This window comes from Microcoleus sp. T3_D1 (assembly GCF_036700405.1).
GTDB lineage: Bacteria > Cyanobacteriota > Cyanobacteriia > Cyanobacteriales > Microcoleaceae > Microcoleus.
In genome coordinates this window covers 1-22,365 of record NZ_JAUBOV010000038.1, presented here as the reverse complement: position 1 = coordinate 22,365, position 22,365 = coordinate 1, and the positions used below count along the sequence as shown (strand labels likewise).

Annotated in this window: 19 protein-coding genes and 1 tRNA gene; 14 read left to right on the top strand and 6 right to left on the bottom strand. The window is 43.5% G+C overall.

The window, feature by feature from the left end:
• Nucleotides 1-43: 43 nt before the first annotated feature.
• Entirely contained in the window at nt 44-1,819 is a 1,776-nt protein-coding gene (locus QT992_RS18065; protein WP_333315985.1) for an ATP-binding protein, read from the top strand.
• A gap of 42 nt (nt 1,820-1,861) precedes the next feature.
• Here QT992_RS18065 and QT992_RS18060 read toward each other — a convergent pair whose 3' ends face one another.
• The gene (locus tag QT992_RS18060) at nt 1,862-2,011 is read right to left on the bottom strand and encodes a hypothetical protein (RefSeq protein ID WP_333340596.1); all 150 of its coding nucleotides are present in this window, start codon (nt 2,009-2,011) and stop codon (nt 1,862-1,864) included.
• Between the two features lie 31 nt (nt 2,012-2,042).
• Here QT992_RS18060 and QT992_RS33635 point away from each other — a divergent pair, with 31 nt between their 5' ends.
• The 4 genes from QT992_RS33635 to QT992_RS18045 all read left to right on the top strand — a co-directional run bounded on the left by QT992_RS33635 (nt 2,043) and on the right by QT992_RS18045 (nt 5,512).
• A complete protein-coding gene (locus tag QT992_RS33635) occupies nt 2,043-2,240 on the top strand; it encodes a 7-cyano-7-deazaguanine synthase (protein ID WP_445251113.1) in 198 nt (65 codons plus the stop codon).
• Nucleotides 2,200-2,433, top strand: coding sequence for a 7-cyano-7-deazaguanine synthase (locus QT992_RS33630; RefSeq protein WP_445251112.1), 234 nt, complete (start codon nt 2,200-2,202; stop codon nt 2,431-2,433). The genes QT992_RS33635 and QT992_RS33630 overlap by 41 nt, the downstream gene beginning before the upstream one ends.
• A gap of 134 nt (nt 2,434-2,567) precedes the next feature.
• Entirely contained in the window at nt 2,568-3,458 is an 891-nt protein-coding gene (locus QT992_RS18050) for a phosphate/phosphite/phosphonate ABC transporter substrate-binding protein (protein WP_333315984.1), read from the top strand.
• Between the two features lie 146 nt (nt 3,459-3,604).
• Nucleotides 3,605-5,512 carry an ATP-binding protein gene (locus tag QT992_RS18045; protein ID WP_333315983.1) on the top strand — a complete coding sequence of 636 codons (1,908 nt, stop codon included), beginning with the start codon at nt 3,605-3,607 and terminating at the stop codon, nt 5,510-5,512.
• Nucleotides 5,513-5,794: 282 nt separating this feature from the next.
• Here QT992_RS18045 and QT992_RS18040 read toward each other — a convergent pair.
• A tRNA-Leu gene (locus tag QT992_RS18040) sits at nt 5,795-5,879 on the bottom strand.
• A gap of 198 nt (nt 5,880-6,077) precedes the next feature.
• Here QT992_RS18040 and ndhL point away from each other — a divergent pair.
• The 6 genes from ndhL to QT992_RS18010 all read left to right on the top strand — a co-directional run bounded on the left by ndhL (nt 6,078) and on the right by QT992_RS18010 (nt 12,996).
• Nucleotides 6,078-6,293: an NAD(P)H-quinone oxidoreductase subunit L gene (gene ndhL, locus QT992_RS18035; protein WP_193972727.1), complete on the top strand. Its 216-nt coding sequence runs from the start codon at nt 6,078-6,080 to the stop codon at nt 6,291-6,293.
• A complete protein-coding gene (locus QT992_RS18030) occupies nt 6,294-6,599 on the top strand; it encodes a DUF3007 family protein (RefSeq protein WP_333104690.1) in 306 nt (101 codons plus the stop codon).
• 392 nt (nt 6,600-6,991) lie between these two features.
• A complete protein-coding gene (trpA, locus tag QT992_RS18025) occupies nt 6,992-7,789 on the top strand; it encodes a tryptophan synthase subunit alpha (RefSeq protein WP_333104691.1) in 798 nt (265 codons plus the stop codon).
• 890 nt (nt 7,790-8,679) lie between these two features.
• Nucleotides 8,680-9,327, top strand: a complete 648-nt coding sequence (locus QT992_RS18020) for a DUF6658 family protein (protein ID WP_333315982.1) — start codon at nt 8,680-8,682, stop codon at nt 9,325-9,327.
• Nucleotides 9,328-10,117: 790 nt separating this feature from the next.
• Entirely contained in the window at nt 10,118-10,336 is a 219-nt protein-coding gene (locus tag QT992_RS18015) for a hypothetical protein (protein WP_333339881.1), read from the top strand.
• 242 nt (nt 10,337-10,578) lie between these two features.
• A complete protein-coding gene (locus QT992_RS18010; RefSeq protein ID WP_333339886.1) occupies nt 10,579-12,996 on the top strand; it encodes an ATP-binding protein in 2,418 nt (805 codons plus the stop codon).
• 358 nt (nt 12,997-13,354) lie between these two features.
• On the opposite strand, the gene QT992_RS18005 is transcribed toward QT992_RS18010, so the two are convergent.
• From QT992_RS18005 to QT992_RS17995, 3 genes are all read right to left on the bottom strand, one after another.
• Complete coding sequence (locus QT992_RS18005) at nt 13,355-14,689, bottom strand: serine/threonine-protein kinase (protein ID WP_333339879.1); 1,335 nt, start codon at nt 14,687-14,689, stop codon at nt 13,355-13,357.
• Between the two features lie 87 nt (nt 14,690-14,776).
• Nucleotides 14,777-15,772 (bottom strand): pentapeptide repeat-containing protein, encoded by a 996-nt coding sequence (locus QT992_RS18000; protein WP_333315978.1) that lies wholly within the window; start codon nt 15,770-15,772, stop codon nt 14,777-14,779.
• A 182-nt stretch (nt 15,773-15,954) separates the two neighbouring features.
• Nucleotides 15,955-17,646 carry a hypothetical protein gene (locus QT992_RS17995; protein ID WP_333339874.1) on the bottom strand — a complete coding sequence of 564 codons (1,692 nt, stop codon included), beginning with the start codon at nt 17,644-17,646 and terminating at the stop codon, nt 15,955-15,957.
• A gap of 70 nt (nt 17,647-17,716) precedes the next feature.
• Between QT992_RS17995 and QT992_RS17990 the strand changes: the two genes are divergently transcribed.
• Together QT992_RS17990 and QT992_RS17985 are read left to right on the top strand one after the other, a co-directional pair.
• A complete protein-coding gene (locus QT992_RS17990; RefSeq protein WP_333339873.1) occupies nt 17,717-19,216 on the top strand; it encodes an NAD(P)/FAD-dependent oxidoreductase in 1,500 nt (499 codons plus the stop codon).
• Between the two features lie 154 nt (nt 19,217-19,370).
• On the top strand, nt 19,371-19,568 hold the full coding sequence (locus tag QT992_RS17985) for a hypothetical protein (RefSeq protein ID WP_333339870.1): 198 nt from the start codon (nt 19,371-19,373) through the stop codon (nt 19,566-19,568).
• 776 nt (nt 19,569-20,344) lie between these two features.
• Here QT992_RS17985 and QT992_RS17980 read toward each other — a convergent pair.
• On the bottom strand, nt 20,345-21,355 hold the full coding sequence (locus QT992_RS17980) for a leucine-rich repeat domain-containing protein (RefSeq protein ID WP_333339867.1): 1,011 nt from the start codon (nt 21,353-21,355) through the stop codon (nt 20,345-20,347).
• A 178-nt stretch (nt 21,356-21,533) separates the two neighbouring features.
• Between QT992_RS17980 and QT992_RS17975 the strand changes: the two genes are divergently transcribed.
• Nucleotides 21,534-22,007: an ABA4-like family protein gene (locus QT992_RS17975; RefSeq protein WP_333315974.1), complete on the top strand. Its 474-nt coding sequence runs from the start codon at nt 21,534-21,536 to the stop codon at nt 22,005-22,007.
• The last annotated feature ends 358 nt before the right edge of the window (nt 22,008-22,365 follow it).

The following is a 22,365-nucleotide window of genomic DNA, read 5'->3' as shown; positions in this document are numbered from 1 at the left end:
TTCTTCGCTCAATTACTCCTGATTTGTTTGGGAGGAACTTCCAATGTTATTATTTAAGCAGAGTCAGTCAAAGAATAGCAAGGTAGAGCAAGAACACTATGCTCAAAAACATTTGTTACCAACTTCAACTATTAATATAACTGGGCTAAAGGCAGAATGCAACCGTTTGCGGATCGGTCAAAAAATTAGCTATGGCTATGCTTTAGCTATCGGCATAGCGATTTTGGGAACTGGTGCGGGACTGAGATTGGGAGACTACTTTCGCAAGCAAGCTTTAGTTCAGGTGAATGTTGCTGGGCAGCAGCAGCAAATGCTGCAAAATTTGCAAAATAGAGTATTTGAAGCCCGATCGCACGCGGCGAGATTGCCGGCTGTTTTGGGAAACACGGTGTTGCTGCAATACGAACAGGATCGCTTTTTCGGGCAAATCACTCAGGCGAAAATCCTGATTTCAGAAATTGAATCTTTTGCACTAGAAAATCATGATAGACTAGCAACAGAAGAGGCAGCATTGCAGGCTCTCTTGAAGAAATCTGCTCTCGTCATTGATTACTACGCTCAGCTAATTAAATTGCAGTTAAAAGAAGCGGAAGTAGGGAACTTGCCACCCAACAGCATGGAGTCCGCACAACTACAAATGTTGAGGGCTAGCAGCGGCCAAGAGGCGATGGTACTAGATAAGCTTGCTCAACGTTTAACTGAGCTAATTTCTAAAGTAGAAATTCACAGACAGGAAGGAACCCAAGCATTAGAAGAATCGGAAAATTTGCGAAACCGAATTATTCTCGGAAGTATGCTAATTTCCGCACTCATCGCTGTCGCACTGGCGGACAAAACCAGCCGCGCGATCGCCCAACCCCTAGAAACCGTTACTAATGTGGCTCAGCAAGTTGCTCGCGAATCAAATTTTAACCTGCAAGTACCAGTCACAACCAACGATGAAATCGGAGTTTTAGCGGTCTCTTTCAATCAATTAATTCAGCGAGTTAGCGAGTATACAAAAGAACTCAAAGAAACTCAATCCCAATTAATTCAAACCGAAAAAATGTCATCTCTCGGTCAAATGGTTGCAGGGATAGCCCACGAAATTAACAATCCTGTCAACTTCATCGGGGGCAACATTGACTATGCCAACCAATACATCAAAGATTTGGTAGATTTGGTAACTCTCTATCAAGAATATTATCCCAACCCACCAGATGCCATTCTAGATCGCATCGAAGACATTGAACTCGAATTTCTCAGAGAAGATTTACCAAAAACCCTCTCTTCGATGAAAATGGGAGCCGATCGCATTCGCGAAATTGTCGTATCCATGCGGAATTTTTCGCGATGCGACGACGGAAAAATGAAATCAGCCGACATTCACGAAGGAATTGATAGCACCCTCGTAATTCTCAATCATCGGCTCAAACAAGGTATTCAAGTTATTAAACAATACGGCAAGTTGCCTGCGGTTGAGTGCTATCTGGCCCAACTCAATCAAGTATTTATGAACGTGATCGGCAATGCAATAGATGCGCTCGAAGAGGTGAAAAAGGAAGACAAAGGCTATTCGCCAACGATTTGGATTAGCACGGAAATTACGGCCGACAATACTGTCACCGTCAAGATTCGGGATAACGGGCCCGGAATTGCCTCCGCCAGCGTCCAACAGATTTTTGACCCATTTTTTACTACAAAGTCGATCGGCAAAGGTACTGGATTAGGATTGGCTATTTCCTATCAAATCCTTGCCAAGCATCAAGGCAAAATTGAGGTAAATTCTCAAATAGGACAGGGCACGGAATTTGTGATTACTTTGCCAGTTGCTGCGTAATATTACGTGGGGCGACTTCGTTTTTGTTTGGACTTGCAAAAATTAGACTATCAAAGTCCTCTTGAGGCGTGCTGGTGATACGGGATTGTACCCGATCCGAGCTCCGTTGAGGCGATCGCTCCCTTCAAAGCCGTTGCAGGATAGCCAGACGCTTGAGCGCGATCGCACCCTCGATCGAATGTCCGAAAGCATCCCCATCAGCTAAGTTCTCGATCGCAATACAATTTTTCTAAGTTTTGGTCTCGCCGGGGCCGAAACTCTCAACGCCGATCGCGTTTACATTAGCCTCAACGCTTTAGATTATTCCGGCTATCGGCACTGTCGCCCCCATTATAATTCAAGCCATGCAAGAAGTATTTCGGCTAGGGGCAAAATAGGGGATAGAACGCGATGCACTCTCTATTTTAATACCGCTGAGTGAGCTAAAAAAGACAAAAATCATTAAATTAGGCAATAATTGGGGAGTGCCTTGCGAAAAAACTTGGTCTTGTTACGCCGGCGGTGAAGTTGCTGGCGGCGTTTGCGATTCCTGTGAGTTAATGCTGGCAGCGTTTAATGAGTTCGGTTTACAAGAGCCGCTGCCTTATGCTCCCAACCATAAAACAGAGCGCTAAAAATTTTCTTAATAATTTGGCTACAACAGTTCACTGAAGCTTAACCAACGGATAATCTATTTTAATGAAAGTTTATTCCAAATAGCTTATAATAGTTATGCAAATTTCAACTGCCACTAAAACTCCTAAAAATCATGAAGCGGCGGCATTTTGTTGGGTTATCGCTATTGTTTGTAGCAAGCTGTTCTACAACAGTAAATCAATCTAATCGAACTTCTTCCAATTTGGCAGTAAGTGAACCAGAAACGCTTGAATTTGCTGTAACTGATGTTCAGGGGGCAGAAGAGTTGCAGCAAAATTATCAAACCTTTCGGACTGTGTTGGGAGAAGTTTTGGAGAAAAAAATTGAATTGTTCCCAGTAGATAACTATATAGCAGCAGCCGTAGCTCTCCAGTCGGGTCAGCTAAAATTAGCTCTAACAGGGCCATCTGAATATGTGATTATGCGGGCCCGGACAAATGCTGTTCCCATCATTGCCATCACTCGCCCGGAGTATCACTCACTTATTCTTGTTCGTGCCAATAGTGAGATTAAGTCACCAGCACAATTGAAAGGTAAAACAATAGCTATGTGGAAAATAGGTGCAACTAGCGGTCATCTAGGCCCGATTAAAATTCTCCTCGATGCTGGATTAAATCCCCAATCTGAATTAAAAATCTCAATGTTGGGTAAAAAAGGTTTACAAGCTCTCAAAAAGGGTGAAGTTGATGCCTTAGCCATCGGTTATACAAGATATAAAGACTTGCTCAAGAGCGAGGGTTTATCTGAAAGTGAGTTTCGGCTAATCGCCACAGGGGAACCCTTGCCTAATGATTTGTTTGTAGCTAGTAGCAATCTGCCTATTGTTGTTGTTGAAGAAATGCGCGATCGCCTCGTAAAAAATCAAGATAAACTGATTGAAGCGCTGGTGGTGGGCAAAGTTAATGCCAAGTATAAAGGAGCTAAACTGGTGCCAGCTAACGACAGTGATTATAACATGATTCGTGAAGTTTATAAAGCCATTGGTCAGGGGAATGTCTTTTAAGGTTAAATTTTATCTAATGCTGAGTTTGTAGTAGAGCTTTAGCCCTTAATTCATAAAATTTAGGTAATATTGCCTACTACGAATCAGAGACTTTATTTATGTGCATTTACTAATAAACTTGTTAAAATTTAGCTCAGGTTGCCAGTATGCAAAAGTTTGAACAGGGAGAGAATGGGGCTGTGAGGTTCAACAACCTTATCCTAAATAGACGAAAAAATAATGTCGCTGTCACTGAAGGATCTCGCGACATCAAAAATCCTCTCAAAAAAACTCCCTTAACTGCAATTAACCGTTTCATTTCTCGCTTAAGCATTGCCCAAAAAATTAATTCGGGCTACTCCCTAGCAATTGGCATAGCCGTACTAGGAACCACAGGGGGAATGATCTGTGGAGACTATTACCAAAAGCAAGCTTTCCAAGCTTTAACCTTGGCCGACGAGCAACAACATTTGCTCAGTGATTTAGAATATTCCGTGCAGGCAGTGCAGTCACATCCCAAACGGCTAATCTCTGTCTTGGGAGATTCAATCTGGTTTGAATATGAAACTGCTAAGTTCTTGAAACATGTTGATGTAGTAAAAAAAAATATTGCTGATTTAGCTTTATTTACGGAAGAACATTCCCCAGAATTAGCAGTAAATTCTGCTGAATTAAAGGAATTGTTAAACGGTTACGCAACTGCGACAGATTCGTATTCTCAATTGCTCAAATCTTTTTGGCCAGAAATAGCTCCCTCCTCACTAAAACCAGAGGAAGTTAAAGAGGCACAGCAGCAGGTATTGGATTTAATCAGAGGGGATAGAGCAGTTAAGCTCGATGTTAAGTTTGAGCGGCTGTCAGAGAGTTTGAGCTTGATGACAGAAGTAGCTAAGGCACAGCAAACACAAGCCTACATTAATTTTAATATAGCTGAGAAATTGCGAGTGCAAATCATCGTAGTGAGTATGTTAGTGTCAGTTGTGATCGCTACTTTTCTAGCCATCTGTACCAGCCGCGCGATCGCCATTCCTATCCAAGCTGTAACCAGCGTTGCTAAAACTATTACTCAACAAGCAAATTTTGATTTGCAAGCACCTGTCACCACAGAAGATGAAGTAGGAACCTTAGCAAAATCCATCAATCAATTAGTTCAATGGGTAGCAGAATACACCGATGAATTAGAGCTGGCTCGCCAAACTTTGGAAGAGCGAGTACAAGAAAGAACAGAAGAACTTACAGCAGCGCTTCACCAACTTAAACACACCCAAACCCAGTTAATCCAAACCGAAAAAATGTCCAGTTTAGGGCAGATGGTGGCAGGCGTCGCCCATGAAATAAACAACCCTATTAACTTTATTCACGGCAACCTAGAATACGCCAACGAGTATATTATAGACTTGCTGAATTTACTTCGTCTCTATCAGCAGGAATACCCGCAACCCACAGAGGCGATCGCAGAAGAAATCGCAGAGATAGAACTAGACTTTCTCAGAGAAGATTTACTAAAACTGCTGGAATCTATGAAAATAGGTTCAGAACGCATCCGGCAAATAGTTTTGTCTTTGCGAAACTTCTCTCGCTTAGATGAAGCTCAAATGAAATTAGTTGATATCCATGAAGGCATTGACAATACACTGTTGATTTTGAACAGTCGGCTCAAGCAGGGAATTGAAGTTGTCAAAAACTATGGAGAATTGCCCGCAATAGAGTGTTATCCAGCGCAGCTAAATCAAGTATTTATGAATATTATACTAAATGCGATAGATGCACTAGAAGAGTCATGGGATAACTCTAAAAAAGGTAAAAGTCGTCAGATTTTAATTCAGACGCAAAAGTTGGACAGTAGCCAAATTATGGTGCGAATTTGCGATAACGGCCCTGGCATTTCACCCGCAATCCACACTAAGCTTTTTGACCCATTTTTCACAACTAAAGCACCGGGAAAAGGCACTGGCATCGGACTAGCAATTTGCTACCAGATTGTGGAAAAACATCGGGGGAAAATAGAGGTAATTTCAGCTTTGGGAGGGGGAGCAGAGTTTGCGATCGCACTCCCCGCCTCATCTCAAACTTGAAGCTAAATATTGTCTATTATGAGGACATTAATGTGTTAACGACGACACATAATTTGTTATTCGACTATTTAAACTCAGCTCCGACAGCCGCCCAATTTCCAGAAACAGCCGACTTGCTCAACCAGTTGAAGACCCGACGTAAAAAGTCCGGGGCGAACTGGGCAGATATAGAGGCGCTTTTGGACATAGTAAAAAACCATTAGCGCGAAAATTGAGCGGAAAACAGAACTCTGGCTGGGACAATAAATCTGAAACCGTTGAATCACAAATGATTGAAATGGATGGGGGCGGAGGGACTTGAACCCACACGACCGTTTCGGGTCAACGGATTTTAAGTCCGTAGCGTCTACCATTCCGCCACGCCCCCCTTTGGTCAAGCTGCTGTGGTTTTGAGCCACTAACAGCAACAGCCTTTTATTCTACAGGCAAAACCCCAATTTACGCAACCCCTAATCAAAAAATTCCCAAAAGTCGCGCTGGATCTCCGCAAGCGGTACAATAGTTAACCAGCTAACGCAGCGTGCCAACTGACTTACCCGTGTTATTATTCCCCTAAAGCAAATCTATGTATATTACCTTACTGCTTTACGCCGTCTTGGCAGGAGCCTACCTCCTGGTAGTACCCGCCGCCACCTACGCTTACCTGAACAGCCGCTGGTACGTCGCTACCTCTTTTGAGCGCGGCTTCATGTACTTCTTGATGTTCTTCTTCTTCCCAGGTATGTTTCTCCTAGCTCCATTTTTGAATTTTCGGCCCAAACGGCGGCAGATAGAAGCCTAAATGCGACGTATTGACGTAATTGGAATCAGTGTCGGCTTTTTTGTAGCAGGTGGGTTTGTCTACTTGCTACTGCAATTTGCCGGACTCGACAGCATGAATGCAGGGATTTGGAGTCAGTTGTTTTTGGTCGCCGGCTTGATTGGCTGGCTGGTGACTTATTTATTTCGAGCACTGACTCAAAATATGACCTACAGCCAGCAATTGCAAGACTACAAAGAAGCTGTCTTGCAGAAGCAGCTAGATGCACTCACTCCTGAAGAATTAGCCAAACTTCAAGCCGAAATTGAGCAGGAAAAAGATAATTAGTCATTAGTCATTAGTCATTAGTCATTAGTTATTAGTTATTAGCAATAAACGGTGAAATAATGACTGCCGACTAAAAGCTAAGGAAGATGAATATAGACCGCCAAGTAATGATTGCTGACTAATGACTAATGGGAGCATCTCAGTTTTGCATTTACAGTGCGAGCGTCCCCGCTCGCGTATTGTACAATACGCGAGCGGGGACGCTCGCACTACAATAAAAAAAATGCTTTTTACAAAACTGAGATGCTCCCTGACTAATGACCAATGACCAATGACTAATGACTAATAACAACTGACAACTGACCAATGACCAATGCCCTGTTTGGCCAATGCCCAATGCCCAATGCCCAATGCCCAATGCCCAATGCCCAATGACTGATGACTAATAACTAATGACTATTTCTAATTGTTTTGAAACGTTACGCAAGAACCACCAATGTGCATTGATTCCTTTTATTACTGCTGGCGACCCAGACTTGGAGACAACGGCTAAAGCACTGCAAATTTTGGATGACAACGGTGCAGACGCGATCGAGCTTGGCGTTCCCTATTCTGACCCGCTAGCTGACGGGCCGGTGATTCAAGCTGCTGCTACAAGGGCTCTACAGCGGGGAACGCGGTTAGATTCGGTGCTGGAAATGGTAGCGAAAGTTAGTCCGAATTTGCGATCGCCCATCATTCTCTTCACATACTACAACCCGATTTTGTACCGAGGTATAGAAACGTTCTTGCAGCAAATCAAAAGTGCTGGAGTTCAGGGATTGGTTGTACCAGACTTGCCCTTAGAAGAAGCCGACAGTCTCATCCAACCTGCCAACAAATTAGGGATTGAACTAACATTATTAGTTGCTCCGACAAGTCCCAAAAGTCGTATAGAAGCGATCGCTCGTCAGTCTCAAGGATTTATTTACTTAGTCAGCGTGACGGGGGTTACGGGAGTACGCGAAGGCTTAGAAACGAGAGCAAAAGAGTTGCTGCAAGAACTTCGCGCCGTCACCGACAAACCCATCGGCGTCGGGTTTGGTATATCGAAACCCGAACACGCTCGCCAAGTGAAAGAATGGGGTGCAGATGCTGCGATTGTTGGCAGTGCTTTTGTCAAACGCTTGGCCGAAGGAACTCCAGAACAGGGTTTAGAGGCGATCGGCGAATTCTGCAAAAGTTTAAAAACAGCGATTCAAAATGCTTAGTAAGTGTGCACATACTTTCAGCCATTAGACAGATGTGTGCGATCGGGATAGGCCACGACAATTGCGATTAAAGACCTTGTTGTACTTGAGATCATACATCCACTGCCTTCTGGTTCCTGACCGGAAGGTTTTTTTTGAACTTAAAAAAACGCAAAACATCTCAACGTAGTGCGCGCACAGAGAAGCAAACAGCCATGTAGGTAAAGGGCATTGCCGTGTCCGGCACGGCGTGCTGCGACTTTTAATAATGGGTAAAAGATTGAGGATTGTCCATTCCTTCTTCCTGATTGGTGATTTCTATCCGCTCGCCAAGCCGAAGAGCCTTCTTCCTTCTTATTTCTTCCTTCTTCATTGTTCCTTCTTCCTTCTACTATAACTTGAGAAATCTAACTTGAGATAGATGAAAAGCTCCTGTTTCTATTCGTATACTAAAAAAAGTGTTTAAGTGCCTAATTTGGTAAGGCTAGCCATCTACAGAACCACCAGGCATTTCAGCATCTCACAATAGAAAGGAGCATTTTTGTCAGGAACTCAGGGCTAAGTGCTACTGAGCTTGTAAGAAATTGCAAGCTGTTCTGACCAGACCCCCCGCATGGCGGAGACGTTATTTAGGTCACGACACCGGCGAATGATCCGCCAGTTTTCCGCTCTGTCATCTGCAATTAAACAGTTTTAAAGTCACTGAAACAGTGTTGCAGGTCTAACAAGCCTTTATAACCAGGTCGAGGCGAACATTTCCCCGCAAGGGAGAAAGGAGACAACCATATCTCCATCAGAGGGGCAACCATACCTCTCCAACCCCGAAAGGCGATTCAAAGCGGTTGAAACCGCCGCGTCGTTTCCCTCTCAGGGCTCAAGCCACGCTTGTTTCCCACTTACCGAGCATTTTTATGAAGAGACTAACTGCATTTCTGAAAAAAATTCGAGCTGTACAAATTTTAACAGTGTTTCTGGCTGGCATTTTAGTATTAGTGAGTACGGCCTGCAGCGGCCCTGGTGTGGCGGCAGGAAAAACGGATGTGATGGCAGGAAAAGCTGATGCGAGGGTAGGAAAAACAGCCGACAAAATTAGAGAAGAAGTACCGACCGGGGCTGTAACGTCCGAATTCAAGGGTGGCATGAACGACTACCCCGATGTCGATCCTAGAAACAAAAAGATGACATCCACAGAAGCAAAAGCTCAGCTTCTAAAAGATCAAGCGCAGCAACGCATTGAGACGAAATCTAGCAACAATGTAGGCGAAAATGTGCGGCGGGTAGCGGATGACGCGCCTGAAAAACTCGACCAAATTGGCCAAAAGGTGAAGGAAGATGCTCGCACCGCCCAGCGCAAAGCTGATGACTTTGGCGACAAAACCAAACAAGGCTTTGCTAATCTTAAAGAAAACACCCGCGAAGGCTTGCAGGGAGCAAAAGAAATTGTTAAAGAAGCCACCCAGGGAGCAAAAGAAAGAGTATCAGAGGGTACTGAGTCTCTGAGATATGGTACCAGCGGCGGCCAAGAAAATATCAATGATGCAGCACGAGATGCAAGATAGAATACTCAAGATGCCTCAGACAATATTTGCTAGAAAGTGAATCTAGATATTGACTGACCTCAACGAGCGGCACAAAGAGCGACAGACGACTAATCTCAAATAACGCTGTTTCCTTCTCGGGAAGCTACATTCCGACAGGGGTTTTAACCCCTGTCGGAATGTAGGTAAAGTCAATCGATTTTAGATTTTAGATTTTAGATTTTAGATTAAAGAATTGAAGCATTGACCCCACGGATAAATTAGGGGGCAAGTTTATCGGATACAGGTTTTTTATTTCTGGACGGGTGAATCACGTGGCGGGTATCCTGGATGCTTTCGGTCAATCGATTTTAGATTTTAGATTTTAGATTTTAGATTTTAGATTAAAGAATTGAAGCATTGACCCCACGGATAAATTCGGGGGACTGGAATGCCACTGCTTTTACGACGAATTTTTTATAATTTCTATAGAGTATATTTGGACTTTTTAAGGTAGTAAGTTTTTGATCGGCTTCGCGGAAATTTGGTCGATCGCGCTATATTAAATTCAATTAATTACCCATTGTATTTTTCAAGACAGGATACTGCGGTGTTTATACGGTATTTCGCGTTTATTGAATCCCATTTGAGATTAACAGCAGAAACTTATACCTAAGTAAAAAGCTTTAATCCCGATCGCCCAAGTATAAAATGTTGTTCATTAACAGATAATTGGAATTTGGGATCGATCGGTGGAAAATTATGGTATTTATGCCCTAAGATAGATACACTAAGTTTTGTCAAGTTAATGTCTGGGTTGAGGCCAGCCGATATGGACGCAATAATAAATGCAGTAGATTTGACTGCGCTAATGCCGGGATATCGCCCGATCGCGCAATTGTACACAGATTATCGATCGGCTATCGATCGGTTCGTGCGCGAGAAAGACCGACAACCCGCCGCTAAAATTCTCCACCTACCTCGTTGTGGCGGAGGATTTCCGGGACGCGGTGCTGCCCAAATCCCAAAAAGTTGCATTAGCGATCGTTAATTGCATCGGGAGAAATAGTCCTCAACCGAACAGACATTCTCGACGAACTGAAACGCAGACCGATTATTTACAAATACATTAAACCTTTTAATCTTTCAATTAATCTTGGCTGTTATCTTCCAGATGGAGGTGTATAAATTTTAGGAAAAAGAGGCTACGGATTCGGGATATATTCGAGCCGTAATCCGTAGCAAATCGACAGGGGAAATGGAGGCAAACCTTATCTTGGGAATTCTGTTTTGATGCTATTAACGATGATGCACGACTTTTATGATGCGCTGGCAGATTTGGCAATCTATGCAGATGCCACACCGGCGGAGCGCCAACAAATCCTTAATCGCGTTGGGGCTAGTCAGAAAAAACTCAAAGAATTCGCCCACCATACGCCGATCAATTACCAACACAAGTTCGATCTGGTTGAGGCAGAATTGCTCGGCGTTTTGGGACAGACAGCAGAAGCAATGGAACTTTACGATCGAGCTATTACCGGAGCTAAAGCTCACGAATATGTCAATGAAGAAGCTCTTGGCTGCGAACTCGCTGCTAAGTTTTACCTGTCGTTGGGAAGAGAAAAAATTGCCAGAATCTACATGATAGATGCCTATGATTGCTATGTCCGCTGGGGAGATAGAGCCAAAATTGATGACTTAGAAAAACGTTATCATCAATTATTAAAACCGATTTTAGAACCCGCAAAACTCCCTGCAAATCCATTAGCAAATTTTCCCACACCTGCTGGGCAAAATCAATCGCTTCATCCATCCATTCATCCATCCATTCCTCCGTCTGTTTCGGCGAGCGTCTCAGATTTCGGGAATTTTTCAACACTGCTAAAAGCTTGTCAAGGGCTCTCTAGTGAAAGAGAACTCGCTCGACTGATTGCCAAACTGATGCAACTGGCGATGAAAAATACAGCAGCTAACAAAGGGGCGCTGATTTTGCCAAACGGCAATCAATGGGAAATCGCGGCTACAAGCACGCTAGACAATTCGGGAGTCGAGTGGGCGATCGACTTATCATCGGCAAAACTCGATGAAAACAGCGATATCTTGCCCCTCACAATTGTTGACTGCGTTAAAAATTTATTGAAACCTGTGATTGTTCGGGATCTCGCTCAACAACGTGATTGGGATTCCGACTCCTACATCCTCAAATACCAACCGCAGAGCCTGTTGTGTTGGCCGATTCTCGATCGAGGCAACTTAGTCGGCATTTTGTATCTGGAAAATCGCTTAACCGCAAGAGTTTTTACCCGCGATCGCCTGCAACTTCTCAATCTACTGTCTTCCCAGGCAGCCATCTGTTTGCAAAATGCTCTGCTTTATAAAAAATATCAGGATTACAACCAACAATTAGAGCGATCGCTAGTAAAAATTAGCCGAACCGAAGCTCAGCTTGCCGATCAGAAACAAATGCTGCAAGCAATTCTTGATGTCGCTCCGATTTGGATTTGGATGGTTAATCCCAGTGGTAAAGTACAGTTTTTCAACAAGACATTTTGTGAAGATGTGGGCGTACCTCTTAGCGATTTCCTAGCTGTCGATCATTATAAAGATCTACTGGGGGAGAATGCAGCGGGCTGTCTGGTTTCAGATGCGGCCTGCCTTGCCCAAGATTCGCCACATTACTCCAGCGAAACTCTCAGACTTGTTGACGGCAAACTGCACTATTTAGAAGTCACGAAAGTGCAGTTAAAAAATTCCCAGGGCGAGACGATCGGGATTATTGGTTTGGGTGTGGATGCCACTGAGCGCAAGCGAGCCGCAGAACTTTTGCAAGAGCAAAATCAACAGCTCGAACAAACTCTAAAAAATTTACAACAAGCACAACTGCAAATCGTGCAAAGTGAGAAAATGTCGGCTTTGGGTAATTTAGTCGCCGGAGTCGCCCACGAAATTAACAATCCGATTGGGTTTATTTCGGGCAATTTAAGCGAAGGTAAAAGAAGTTTGGAAGATGTTATCGAACACTTAGAATTGTATCGCTCCGGTGCCTCGCAATCGGAAATAGCCGACCACGCCGAAGAGATAGACCTCGATTATCTTTTGGAAGATTTACCGAAGATGATTGATTCAATGCAACTCGGGTGCGATCGCATTTGCAGCATCAGCAACAGTTTGCGTACCTTCTCCCGAGGCGACAAAGACTACAAAGTTCCTTTTAATATTCACGAAGGCATTGATAGCGCTATTTTAATTTTGAAACACCGCCTCAAAGCAAACGAACACCGCCCGCAAATAGAAGTGATAACTAAATACGGCAATCTCCCTAAAATCGAATGTTTTCCCGGTCAATTGAATCAAGTTTTCATGAACCTGCTTGCCAATGCGATCGATGCCTTAGAAGAGTCAAATATAGGACGCACTTTTAGCGAAATTACCGCCAATCCCAACCGCATCACGATTTCCACGGATCTAGTCAGCGAAGGGTACATTAAAATTAAAATTGCTGATAACGGCACCGGAATCAAAGAGGAAATTAAACAGCAGATATTCGACCATTTGTTCACGACGAAAGGTGTCGGCAAAGGAACTGGATTGGGGTTGACAATTGTCCACCAGATTGCGGTAGAGAAACATGGCGGCAGCATCGAGGTGAAGGGAGAGCTTGGAGTTGGCACTGAGTTTGCGATCGTTTTGCCTGTGAAGGGAGAAATTTGAATTAAAATTTAATGTTTTTTGGGCGATCGCGTAATAAGATATAGTGACTTTAATTCGGGTATTTTTTTGAAAGCCTTGGCATAACTCTTTTAAAGTTGTATTTTAGACACCCTATAAGTCAATACGGTTCAGTTAAGCTCGATCACCCTGGCGCCCCCCTTAAAAAGGGGAGTAGGGGGTGGGACAAGAACTTACTCTTGCGTCCCCCAACAATCAGGGGGATTTAGGGGGATCTCCGAGCAATAAATAGTTTTAACCCAAGCGTATTGCCCTATAAGTGAGCGCGTCACCCATTTTTAGTTGGGAGATGTCTATTATACAAAAAAAATTAATCCCCAAGGCTTCGCCCTACCAAAATTTATCTTAAATTTAACCAATCTTGAATTTCTTGCGCTAACCAAGCCGCCTCAACCTCTGTCAAATTTGTTGCTAAAACATAAAAGTAAGTTCCCATATCGTTACCGGCACGAATCTTGATTTGATTTCCCGAAAGAGAGTTATTGTGAATGAAAGCACCCAAGATTTCTGATATTTCTCCTGTTTCTTGTAAGTATTTACACCCCAATACCTGATGTGTTATTTTAAAAAATTTGCGATTAAATTTAACTTGCTTTATCTCAAAAATAACCTTAACTAATAAACCTATTATAAGTACCGAAATTACTACCCCTATGCTCAATTTTCCTGTTAAAAAGGGAATAATTGTCGGGATGAATGTCATTAGCATTACTGTTCCTAGATAAGCAGATAATAAAGGCTTTCTGACTAAGACAGCCGGAATTTTAATGTGTAACTCCGTCGCTGATTTGCTAACTTGAATGTGACTGTGAAGCGGTTTAGCAATTTTCCGAACAGTCGCTATTTGAAGATTAGCGCCTTGTATGTTTCCCGATTTCAAAGCTGCTAAAGCGTCTCTAGCCTTGCTGAAACGCTTTTCTAACCCGATTTCCGTCATCTTCTCAATCCAGCTTACCAAACTGGGATTGACACTCACGCGATCGCTAAACTGAATCCGAGAATCTTTCTGTGGCAAATCCGCAGGAGTCGCCCCCGTTAACAAATGAATTAAAGTAGCTCCCAAAGCATACAAATCAGAAGCCGCCACCGCCCGGCCCCAAAACTGTTCTAAGGGTGCATAGCCACTGGTTCCTACAACTGTAAACGTTACGCCTGTCACCGCCGCTTGAGCTTGTACCGCACCAAAATCTACTAGATAAACCTGCTGATATTCCCCCAAAATTAAATTACTCGGCTTAATATCTCGGTGCAAAACCGGGGGACTCAATTCATGCAAATAAATTAAAATTTCTAGCACTTCAGTGGCAATTTTTCGTACTTGTTTTTCGGAAAAATGCTGACCATTTTCTAAAAATTCCTGAAGTGAAAATCCCGGAATATAATCTTGCACTAATCCAAACCAAGGCAATCCTGCTCCGGCTTCCCGTTCCAGGGAAAAATAATCTCGATAGCAAGGAATGCGGGGATGATTTAGCGCCTGCAAAACTTGTGCTTCTCTTTCAAAAAGCTTCAGTTCTTCCCACTGCATTTCCGGGCTAAAAGCTAACATTTTCAGTGTCACCTGTTCTTGAAACTCTAAATCTACTGCTAGCCAAGTTTGATGACCGGCCGCTGTGCGTCCTAAACGCTGTTGCAATTGATAACGTTCTTGTAAAAGTTTTCCGGGATTTAACACAGCCTTGATATTTTTTTATTGAAAAAAATTGCCTTAACTATTAAATTAACTATTTTGCCGAGAGCGTTAAATTGCTAGTACAAGTAATTATCCGTGGATTTCTCCATTCGGCATAATTGTACCGCGCCACTGAGCACCCGTTAAATTAGCAGTGCTCAAATCGGCCCTAATCAAATTTGTGCGGTGCAAAATTGCCTCCCGAAAATCTGTTCTAGCCAGGTAAGCATCAGTCAGATCAGCTTCACTCAAATTTGCCTGATTCAAATTAGCTCGACTCAAATCAGCCCTCACCAAATTAGCTCGACTCAAGTCAGCCATAACTAAATTAGCATTGCTCAACTTAACATCAGGAAGAAATGCACCCCGCAAGTTAGCGCCAGCAAATTCAGCATCAATTAACACAGCTCTTTCCAACTTAGCATTTGTCATTACAGCCCAGGAAAAATTTGTTTCTACCAAAGTTGCTTCAGTCAAAAATATGCCATGTAAAATAGCTTCGCTCAAATTCGCCTGAGTCAGATTTGCTTCCCCCAGAGATGCTTCTGTCAAATTCGCGTGACTGAGATTAGCTTTAGTCAAATCTGCACCTTGCAAATTGACGCCCCGCAAATCTGCACCTTGCAAATTTGTACCCCGCAAATTTGCACCCTCAAAAATCCGCACCTCCTTCCGCAAATTTGCACCCCGCAAGCACGCACCGCGCAAATCTGCACCTTGCAAATTCACACCTCGCATATCTGCATCGCTCAAATTTGCATCAATAAAAACTGCCAAAGAGATGTTGGCTTTGCGAAAGTCTGCACCTTGCAAAGTAGCTCCGTGGAAGTCTGCATCCGACAAATTTGCTCCGCTCAAGTTTGCTTGATTTAAGTTAGCACCGCACAGCTTTGCATTAGTTAAATTTGCGCGCTGAAGGTTAATTCTGCTCAGGTACGACATCGCTAAGTTTGCACCCCAAAGGTCAGCATTACTTAAATTGACGCCAATTAAATCGGCCCCGCTCAGGTATACCCCTCTGAGATTCATACCTTGAAAATCTAGTTCTCCTGATGTATATCGCCTTAAAATTTCGCTGGCATTCATATTTTTTTTGTTGGTAATTAGGTACAATCTGCTATTTCTAGGCTGCTTAAATTTCTGTTCGCGCAGGCGAACTTAGTTTTTGTAGCGCCAGACTAGAGTCTGATAAATTTGATGAAATTTCTTGAATTTCAGTTGACGCAAGCGGACTTAGTTTGTGTCACCCCAGACTTGAGTCGGGGCATTTAATGAGTTGGATTGACAAATTCTTGAGTCCACAAGACTGTTTTGTTGCCTAACTGTCGCCCGTGAATTTTCACATGAGTAAGATATTTTGATTTTAAAGTACACAGTTTTTTGTGAATGTAGGTAGCTGTAGCCTGTTGGTTTGGTACTTCAGCAGACTCCAGAATCACGTGGAGCCAACCGTCTTTAAATCCTACTGTAGCAGCAATTCCTTTAGGCTGTAGCAATTGATTGATCAATTGGGCGATCGCCTTTGGTTTGCCTTGTTTTGCCATTTCCAGAAGCTGATACTGATTTGCTTTATGGCTAGAGTTGTCCGGCGGGATTTCGGAAATATTGTCCCCCCGGTTTTCGGCGATTTCAGAAGGAGATTGCCCCCTTTCTTTTAACTCCAATTCGCTCAAAATTTCCAGCAATTTATCGGCAAACTTCTGAACTTTTCCTACATACTCTCTCAGATTTTTATATTTCCAGTACAAACGATCCTCGGCACTTCCCGTAGAAAACTTTCCGTTCAAAGCAGCTTCTAACTGGGTGAATATATTTTCTATTTGCGCCGTTGCGGAGTTAGCACTTTGACTGACTAATTCTGTCATTTCTTCTTCCAATTCCAACTTGCGTTTGATGGAATCGCTAATATTTATAATAACAGGAGCCGCCGGTTCTAAAGTTTCGATAATACTCGACCTTTCTGCAACTGGGAATGTTTCTACCATTTCCTGTCTGAACTCGGTAGCATAATTATTGCTGCTTTCGGGTTCTTTAAACGGTACATTTTCTGCCGTGTCCGGCACTAAGTAACTCTTTTGGGGGTCATAATGATAGTGAGGTGGAGGAGCTTGAAGGATGTGAGTAATCTCGCCTGGATCAAAATAATCGGTGCGCCTTTCCACCAGCTCGCTCTCTTCATAAACACTGTTGTTTAAATGTGTCTGATCGTAATCTTCACTAGGCGAAGATTCGGCTTCATGGAGTTCTTCCTGTTGCATTTTGGCGTAACAAGGATTCATCGCTTTGATGATTACGCTCGCAGCTTGGTCGTTTTCATCTCTGTTGTCGAGATTGCTAGCAGTTCTGTACAACTGAGATTCCAGTTCGGCTAGGCTGCCACAGACATTAAACAGTTGTCGCAGTAGATTGTCAAGTTCTTGAGTTTTCAGCAGTAGCCAGTCGCGATCGCTAAAAGTGAACTCGTGATAAAGACTAGAAAAAATTAGGATTTTCGCCCTCAGCGGATTTGTTTGCTGCAATATTTTTTGTCGGACATCAAATAAAGGGCCGGGGTTTCTTGCCCTTTCTTCGCTGCTGGGTATTTCCGAACTAAAGTGCTCTTCAAATGCGGGTGCTTCCTGACCGCCAAAACTAGATATGTTTATTTCTAATTTGGTGAAGTCTTCAAATTCATACAGCCTGCTAAGTTGACAGACTATGAGGTCTGCTACTAAAGCATACTCGGTTTTTTTGTTAACCTTAGAGACTATACTATTTAAAACAGCTTCAATATCTTCTAATCGGCTGTATTTGGCGCACAGTTCTTCAATTAAAATTCGTACATCGGCGCTGGCGAGTTGGGCGGGGTCGTTTTCCCAGAAATCTTTACAAGCAAAAAATATTATTTTTTTAATGCGCGAAAGATTCACGTCTTGTTCTAATTCGCGAACAACTTCATCTAAAATAGATAAAGCTTTCATAGTTTTCCTCCCATAAAACTACCCTGTCAACACTCAGCAAGAAATAATACAATTATACCACATTTGATAAATGCAAGACTTTGATGCGATCGTAATTGGCAGCGGTATTGGGGGCTTAGTCGCCGGCTCGATGCTAGCTCGTTACGGCAAGCGGGTGCTCGTCTGCGAGAGCCACACAATAGCGGGCGGGGCAGCCCACAGCTTTTCGCGCCGGGGATTTCACTTTGATTCGGGGCCTTCTTTTTATTGCGGTTTGACTGACCCCCGGTCGTTCAATCCTTTGCGGCAAGTTTTTGATGTTTTGGAGGAATCGATCGCAGCAATTTCCTACGATCCGCTGGGGCATTACCATTTTCCCGAAGGAAGTTTACCGATTTATGCTGATGCGAGAAGTTACTTAGATGCTGTAGCTAAATTCGCACCGCAAGGTGCTGTAGAATTACAGCAATTTCAACAAAACTTATTAGTTTTGTATGAAGCTTTGCGTGGAATTCCGGCTTTAGCGCTGAGATCCGACTGGCAGTTGATACCTGTTTTGCTGTCTCGGTACTCGCCTGCTTTGGTGAAGCTGTTGCCGCTAGTAGGTGCGATCGCGGGTTCAGCAGGTTCCTTGATGGATCGGGACGTGCGCGATCCTTGGGTGCGGCGTTTGATAGATTTGGAGTGCTTTTTGCTGTCGGGTTTGAAAGCGCACGGAACTGTCGCCCCGGAAATAGCTTTTATGATTGGCGAACGATCGCGCTGTGCGATCGAATATCCTGTAGGTGGCAGCGGTGCGATCGTCGATGCTTTAGTCAGAGGCTTGCAGCGCTGGGGAGGAAAATTGCGCCTGGGAACTCCCGTCGAGCAAATATTAGTTGAATCCGGCAAAACCACCGGCGTTCGCTTGAAAAATGGCGAAATTATCCGCGCCCCAATTGTCATTTCAAATGCGACAATCTGGGATACTTATACAAAATTACTGCGCCCTGAAGATTTACCGGAAAGCTACCGAAAAACCGCCTTGTCGATGCCAGCAGTAGACAGTTTCATGCACCTGCATTTAGGAATTAAAGCCGAAGGACTCGAAGGTTTGACCGGCCACCACGTCGTCGTTCACGACAGCAAGATTGACATTACAGTACCCGGAAATACTTGCATGATTTCGATTCCTACAGTGTGGGATGCAACTCTCGCGCCGCCCGGACATCACGCCGTTCACGCTTATACATTGGAACCTTACGAAGGTTGGGAATATGGCGAATTGTATCAGCAGAAAAAGCAAGAGCGATCGCAATCTCTGTTTCAAGCTTTAGAAAGAATTATACCGGATTTGCGATCGCGAATAGTCTTAGAGTCGATCGGCACACCGCTAACCCACGCCCGATTTTTGCATCGATATCAAGGAACTTACGGGCCTGCAATTGCCGCCGGAAAAGGCACATTTCCGGGGCCGCAAACACCAGTCAAAGGCTTGTATCGCGTGGGAGACAGCACCATGCCGGGAATTGGCGTCCCCGCCGTCGCAGCATCGGGTATTTTGTGCGCGAATACTTTGGTAAATTCCGATGTGACAGCACAATTTTTGTAAGCGAAGGAAGTTCGGCAACGGATTATGTAACGGATGTAACGGATGTAACTCACATCTTGCACCATTGTCAAGAACAGGCAAGATGCCTGTTCCACAAAGAGTGAATTTTCTTGTGGAACAGGCATCTTGCCTGTTCCTAAACAAGTAATTGAGAATGGTGCAACATCTCAAATGTAACGGATGTAACGGATGTCAGGAAGAAGGAAGTTCGGCAACGGATTATGTAACGGATGTAACGGATGTCAGGAAGAAGGAAGTTCGGCAACGGATTAACTGGTTCCCTGCCTCTGGCGGGGAACCGAGATCCAGAGGCTCTGCCTCGCTGGCAAAAAAACAGGAGGCAGAGCAATAGTGAAATGCGTTCCCAGCCAGAGCCAGGGAACGAGGAAAACGAGGAAAAAACTACTTTTTACAAAATCTGCCTGCTGCCAAAACTGATTATCCACCAGCGGCAAAAGCGCCCATAATTGCGATCGACAAAGCCAAACCTGGCAACAGCAGCAATCCTAACATCAAAGCATCGTGTCCGCTCATCACTTTCTCCTGATATTGACCTTAAACATTATACTCTTTGACACTCCCCTGGCTGAAGCCGAGGGGATTCTTAATTCAGCGACTGACCTTAAAATTTTCTGTCCTTACGGCAATACTTAAACCTTTCAACCGTGGGGATACCACCAATTGACGAGCCTAATTCAGAAGCATCCCAGCGGGTCTATCTCCAAAAGCGTACTAGGATATTTCCCTAGAGTTTGGGTATGCCCTACCCTACTTAACAATTCGAGCGTGAAAAAGTTTATTTGCTGGATTGAAACCTACATTTTCGGTTTCGACTGTTTATAGTGTTTTCGCCGCACTTTGTCCCCCAGTTTATGCCTAAAAGTGTGTCTCATGTCCTGTTTCACGATGGCAAGGGAGTTTAACCCTGACTGTTTCAGTTTACCATACTGTCCCGTTTTGTCCAAAGCTTTTTAAGGAAGTTTTTTGAATTAAAAAGATTGGATTTTGGGTTCATGACTGAGGTAAAGAGAACAGGCAGGATAAATCCTGCAACGCCCTTTCATCCCCGGACTGAAGTCACGGGGTTTTCAGGGTATTCCTTATAAACCGCTATCTCGCCCTTAAGAATTAAAACCGGCATATAGATTCAGGATTAACAGGGCAAATTTTATTAACAATGGGATTCCCGCGCAAGTCGAGTGTAGTTAACTTTTGCAAAGATTGCAGGGAACTGATATCAGAGATTTGATTGTTGTACAAGTCAAGTAAAAATAAGTTATTTAAAGCTTGCAGCGCGCTGCTATCCGAAATCGGATTGTTGAACAGATAAAGTTCAGTCAAATTAGTTAACGATTTCAGCGGACTGATGTCTGATATTTGATTGTTACCGAGGTTGAGTTCAATTAAATTAGTGAGCGATGTCAAAGGAGTAATATCTGATATTTTATTTTGGAATAAAACCAATTTATTTAAGTTTGTTAGAGATTCCAGCGGAGTGAGGTCAGATATTTCATTTCCGAAGAGAAACAGCGTTTTGAGATTTTTCAAGGAAGCCAGCGGGGTGATCTCCGATATTTTATTATTGTAAAGGTAGAGTGTCTGGAGTTCAGTTAAATTTGCCAGAGGAGCGATATCTGAAATTTGATTTTTGTAAAGAATCAGCGCATTTAAGTTAGTTAAATTTTGCACCGGAGTGATGTCGGAAATTTTGTTGTCAAACAAGACAAGTGCGGTAAGATTAGTTAGATCTGCTAGGGGACTGATGTCTGAGATTTGATTGGTATCGAGAACGAGTATGCTCAGATTTGTTAGAGATGAAAGCGGACTGATATCTGATATTTGATTGACATCTATAACCAGAGTTTTTAGGTTAGTTAAAGATTGCAGGGGAGCGATGTTAGATATTTGATTACTGCCGAGGATGAGATTAGTAAGTTGAGTGAAAGATGAGAGGGGGCTGATATCGGTAATTTGAAGATTTTTGAGGTTAAGTTCTGTTGTATTAGAAAGCAGTTCGTTAGCTCGATCGCACTCGGAAGTCTCTGATATTTGCAACAGTATGTCTGCGGTATGTTTGGCGCTGCTCGATAGATTTTCTTTCTGCTTGCACCACTCGGAAAAGTTATTATAAGTTGTCATGGCTTGTGCTGCCTCAATCGATTTTAGATGGGATATTTTAAATTTTAGATAAGTATAGCAATTCTATTCCCTTTGTAAATGAGATTTTTTTCGGGTTTTGAGAAATTTCCGCAAAAATTGTGTAAAGTAATCTTAACATCCTTAATTGCATTGCCTTCGCAGGAGCCAAGAGCCAACTATGACACCAGAACTAATTTTTAATGCCGGTAATCTGTTCGTTGTGCCTTTCTGGGCAATTATGATTTTATTACCAAACTGGGGAATTACCCGAAAAGTGATGAATTCCTTTATTCCGTTTGCAGTGCTCGCCGTTTTGTACATATATTTGTTTGGTAGCAGTCTGACTGCGGAAAATGCGGCTGCTTTGTCGAATCCCAAGTTAGCAGATATTGCTAAGTTTCTGGGGGAGGAAACGGCGGCGGCTACGGGATGGATACATTTTTTAGTGATGGACTTGTTTGTCGGGCGCTGGATTTATTGGGAAGGACAGCGGACAGGAGTTTGGACGGTTCATTCTTTGGCTTTGTGTTTTTTTGCTGGGCCGATGGGATTGCTTTCTCATATTGTAACTGCTTGGATTACTCAAAAGTTTTTCCCCAGTTCTGAAAGTCTTTCAGGGGCGGGATCTGGGGCCCACCCACAAGAAAATTGATGTATTGTGGAACGGGCTCTGTGGCCCGTTCGTTCCTAAGAAGGGCGCAAGATATCAATAACAATATAGATCGTAGCTAAACCCGCTCCTTGTATTTTGCAAGAGGTAGATGGCGATTTACCGTTGGGTGGGGGCGGGTTTATGAGATTATTGGTTGTAGGCAATTATTGTTGGTGAAACCCGCCCCTACAATCCTCGATCGCAGCGAGGTAGATGCCGGTTTACCGTTGGGTGGGGGCGGGTTTATGAGATTATTGGTTGTAGGCAATTATTGTTGGTGAAACCCGCCCCTTGTATCTTAAAAGAGTGAGCTAGCCGATCGCCACGTCATTGATTCGATCATACCGACAATCAGGCG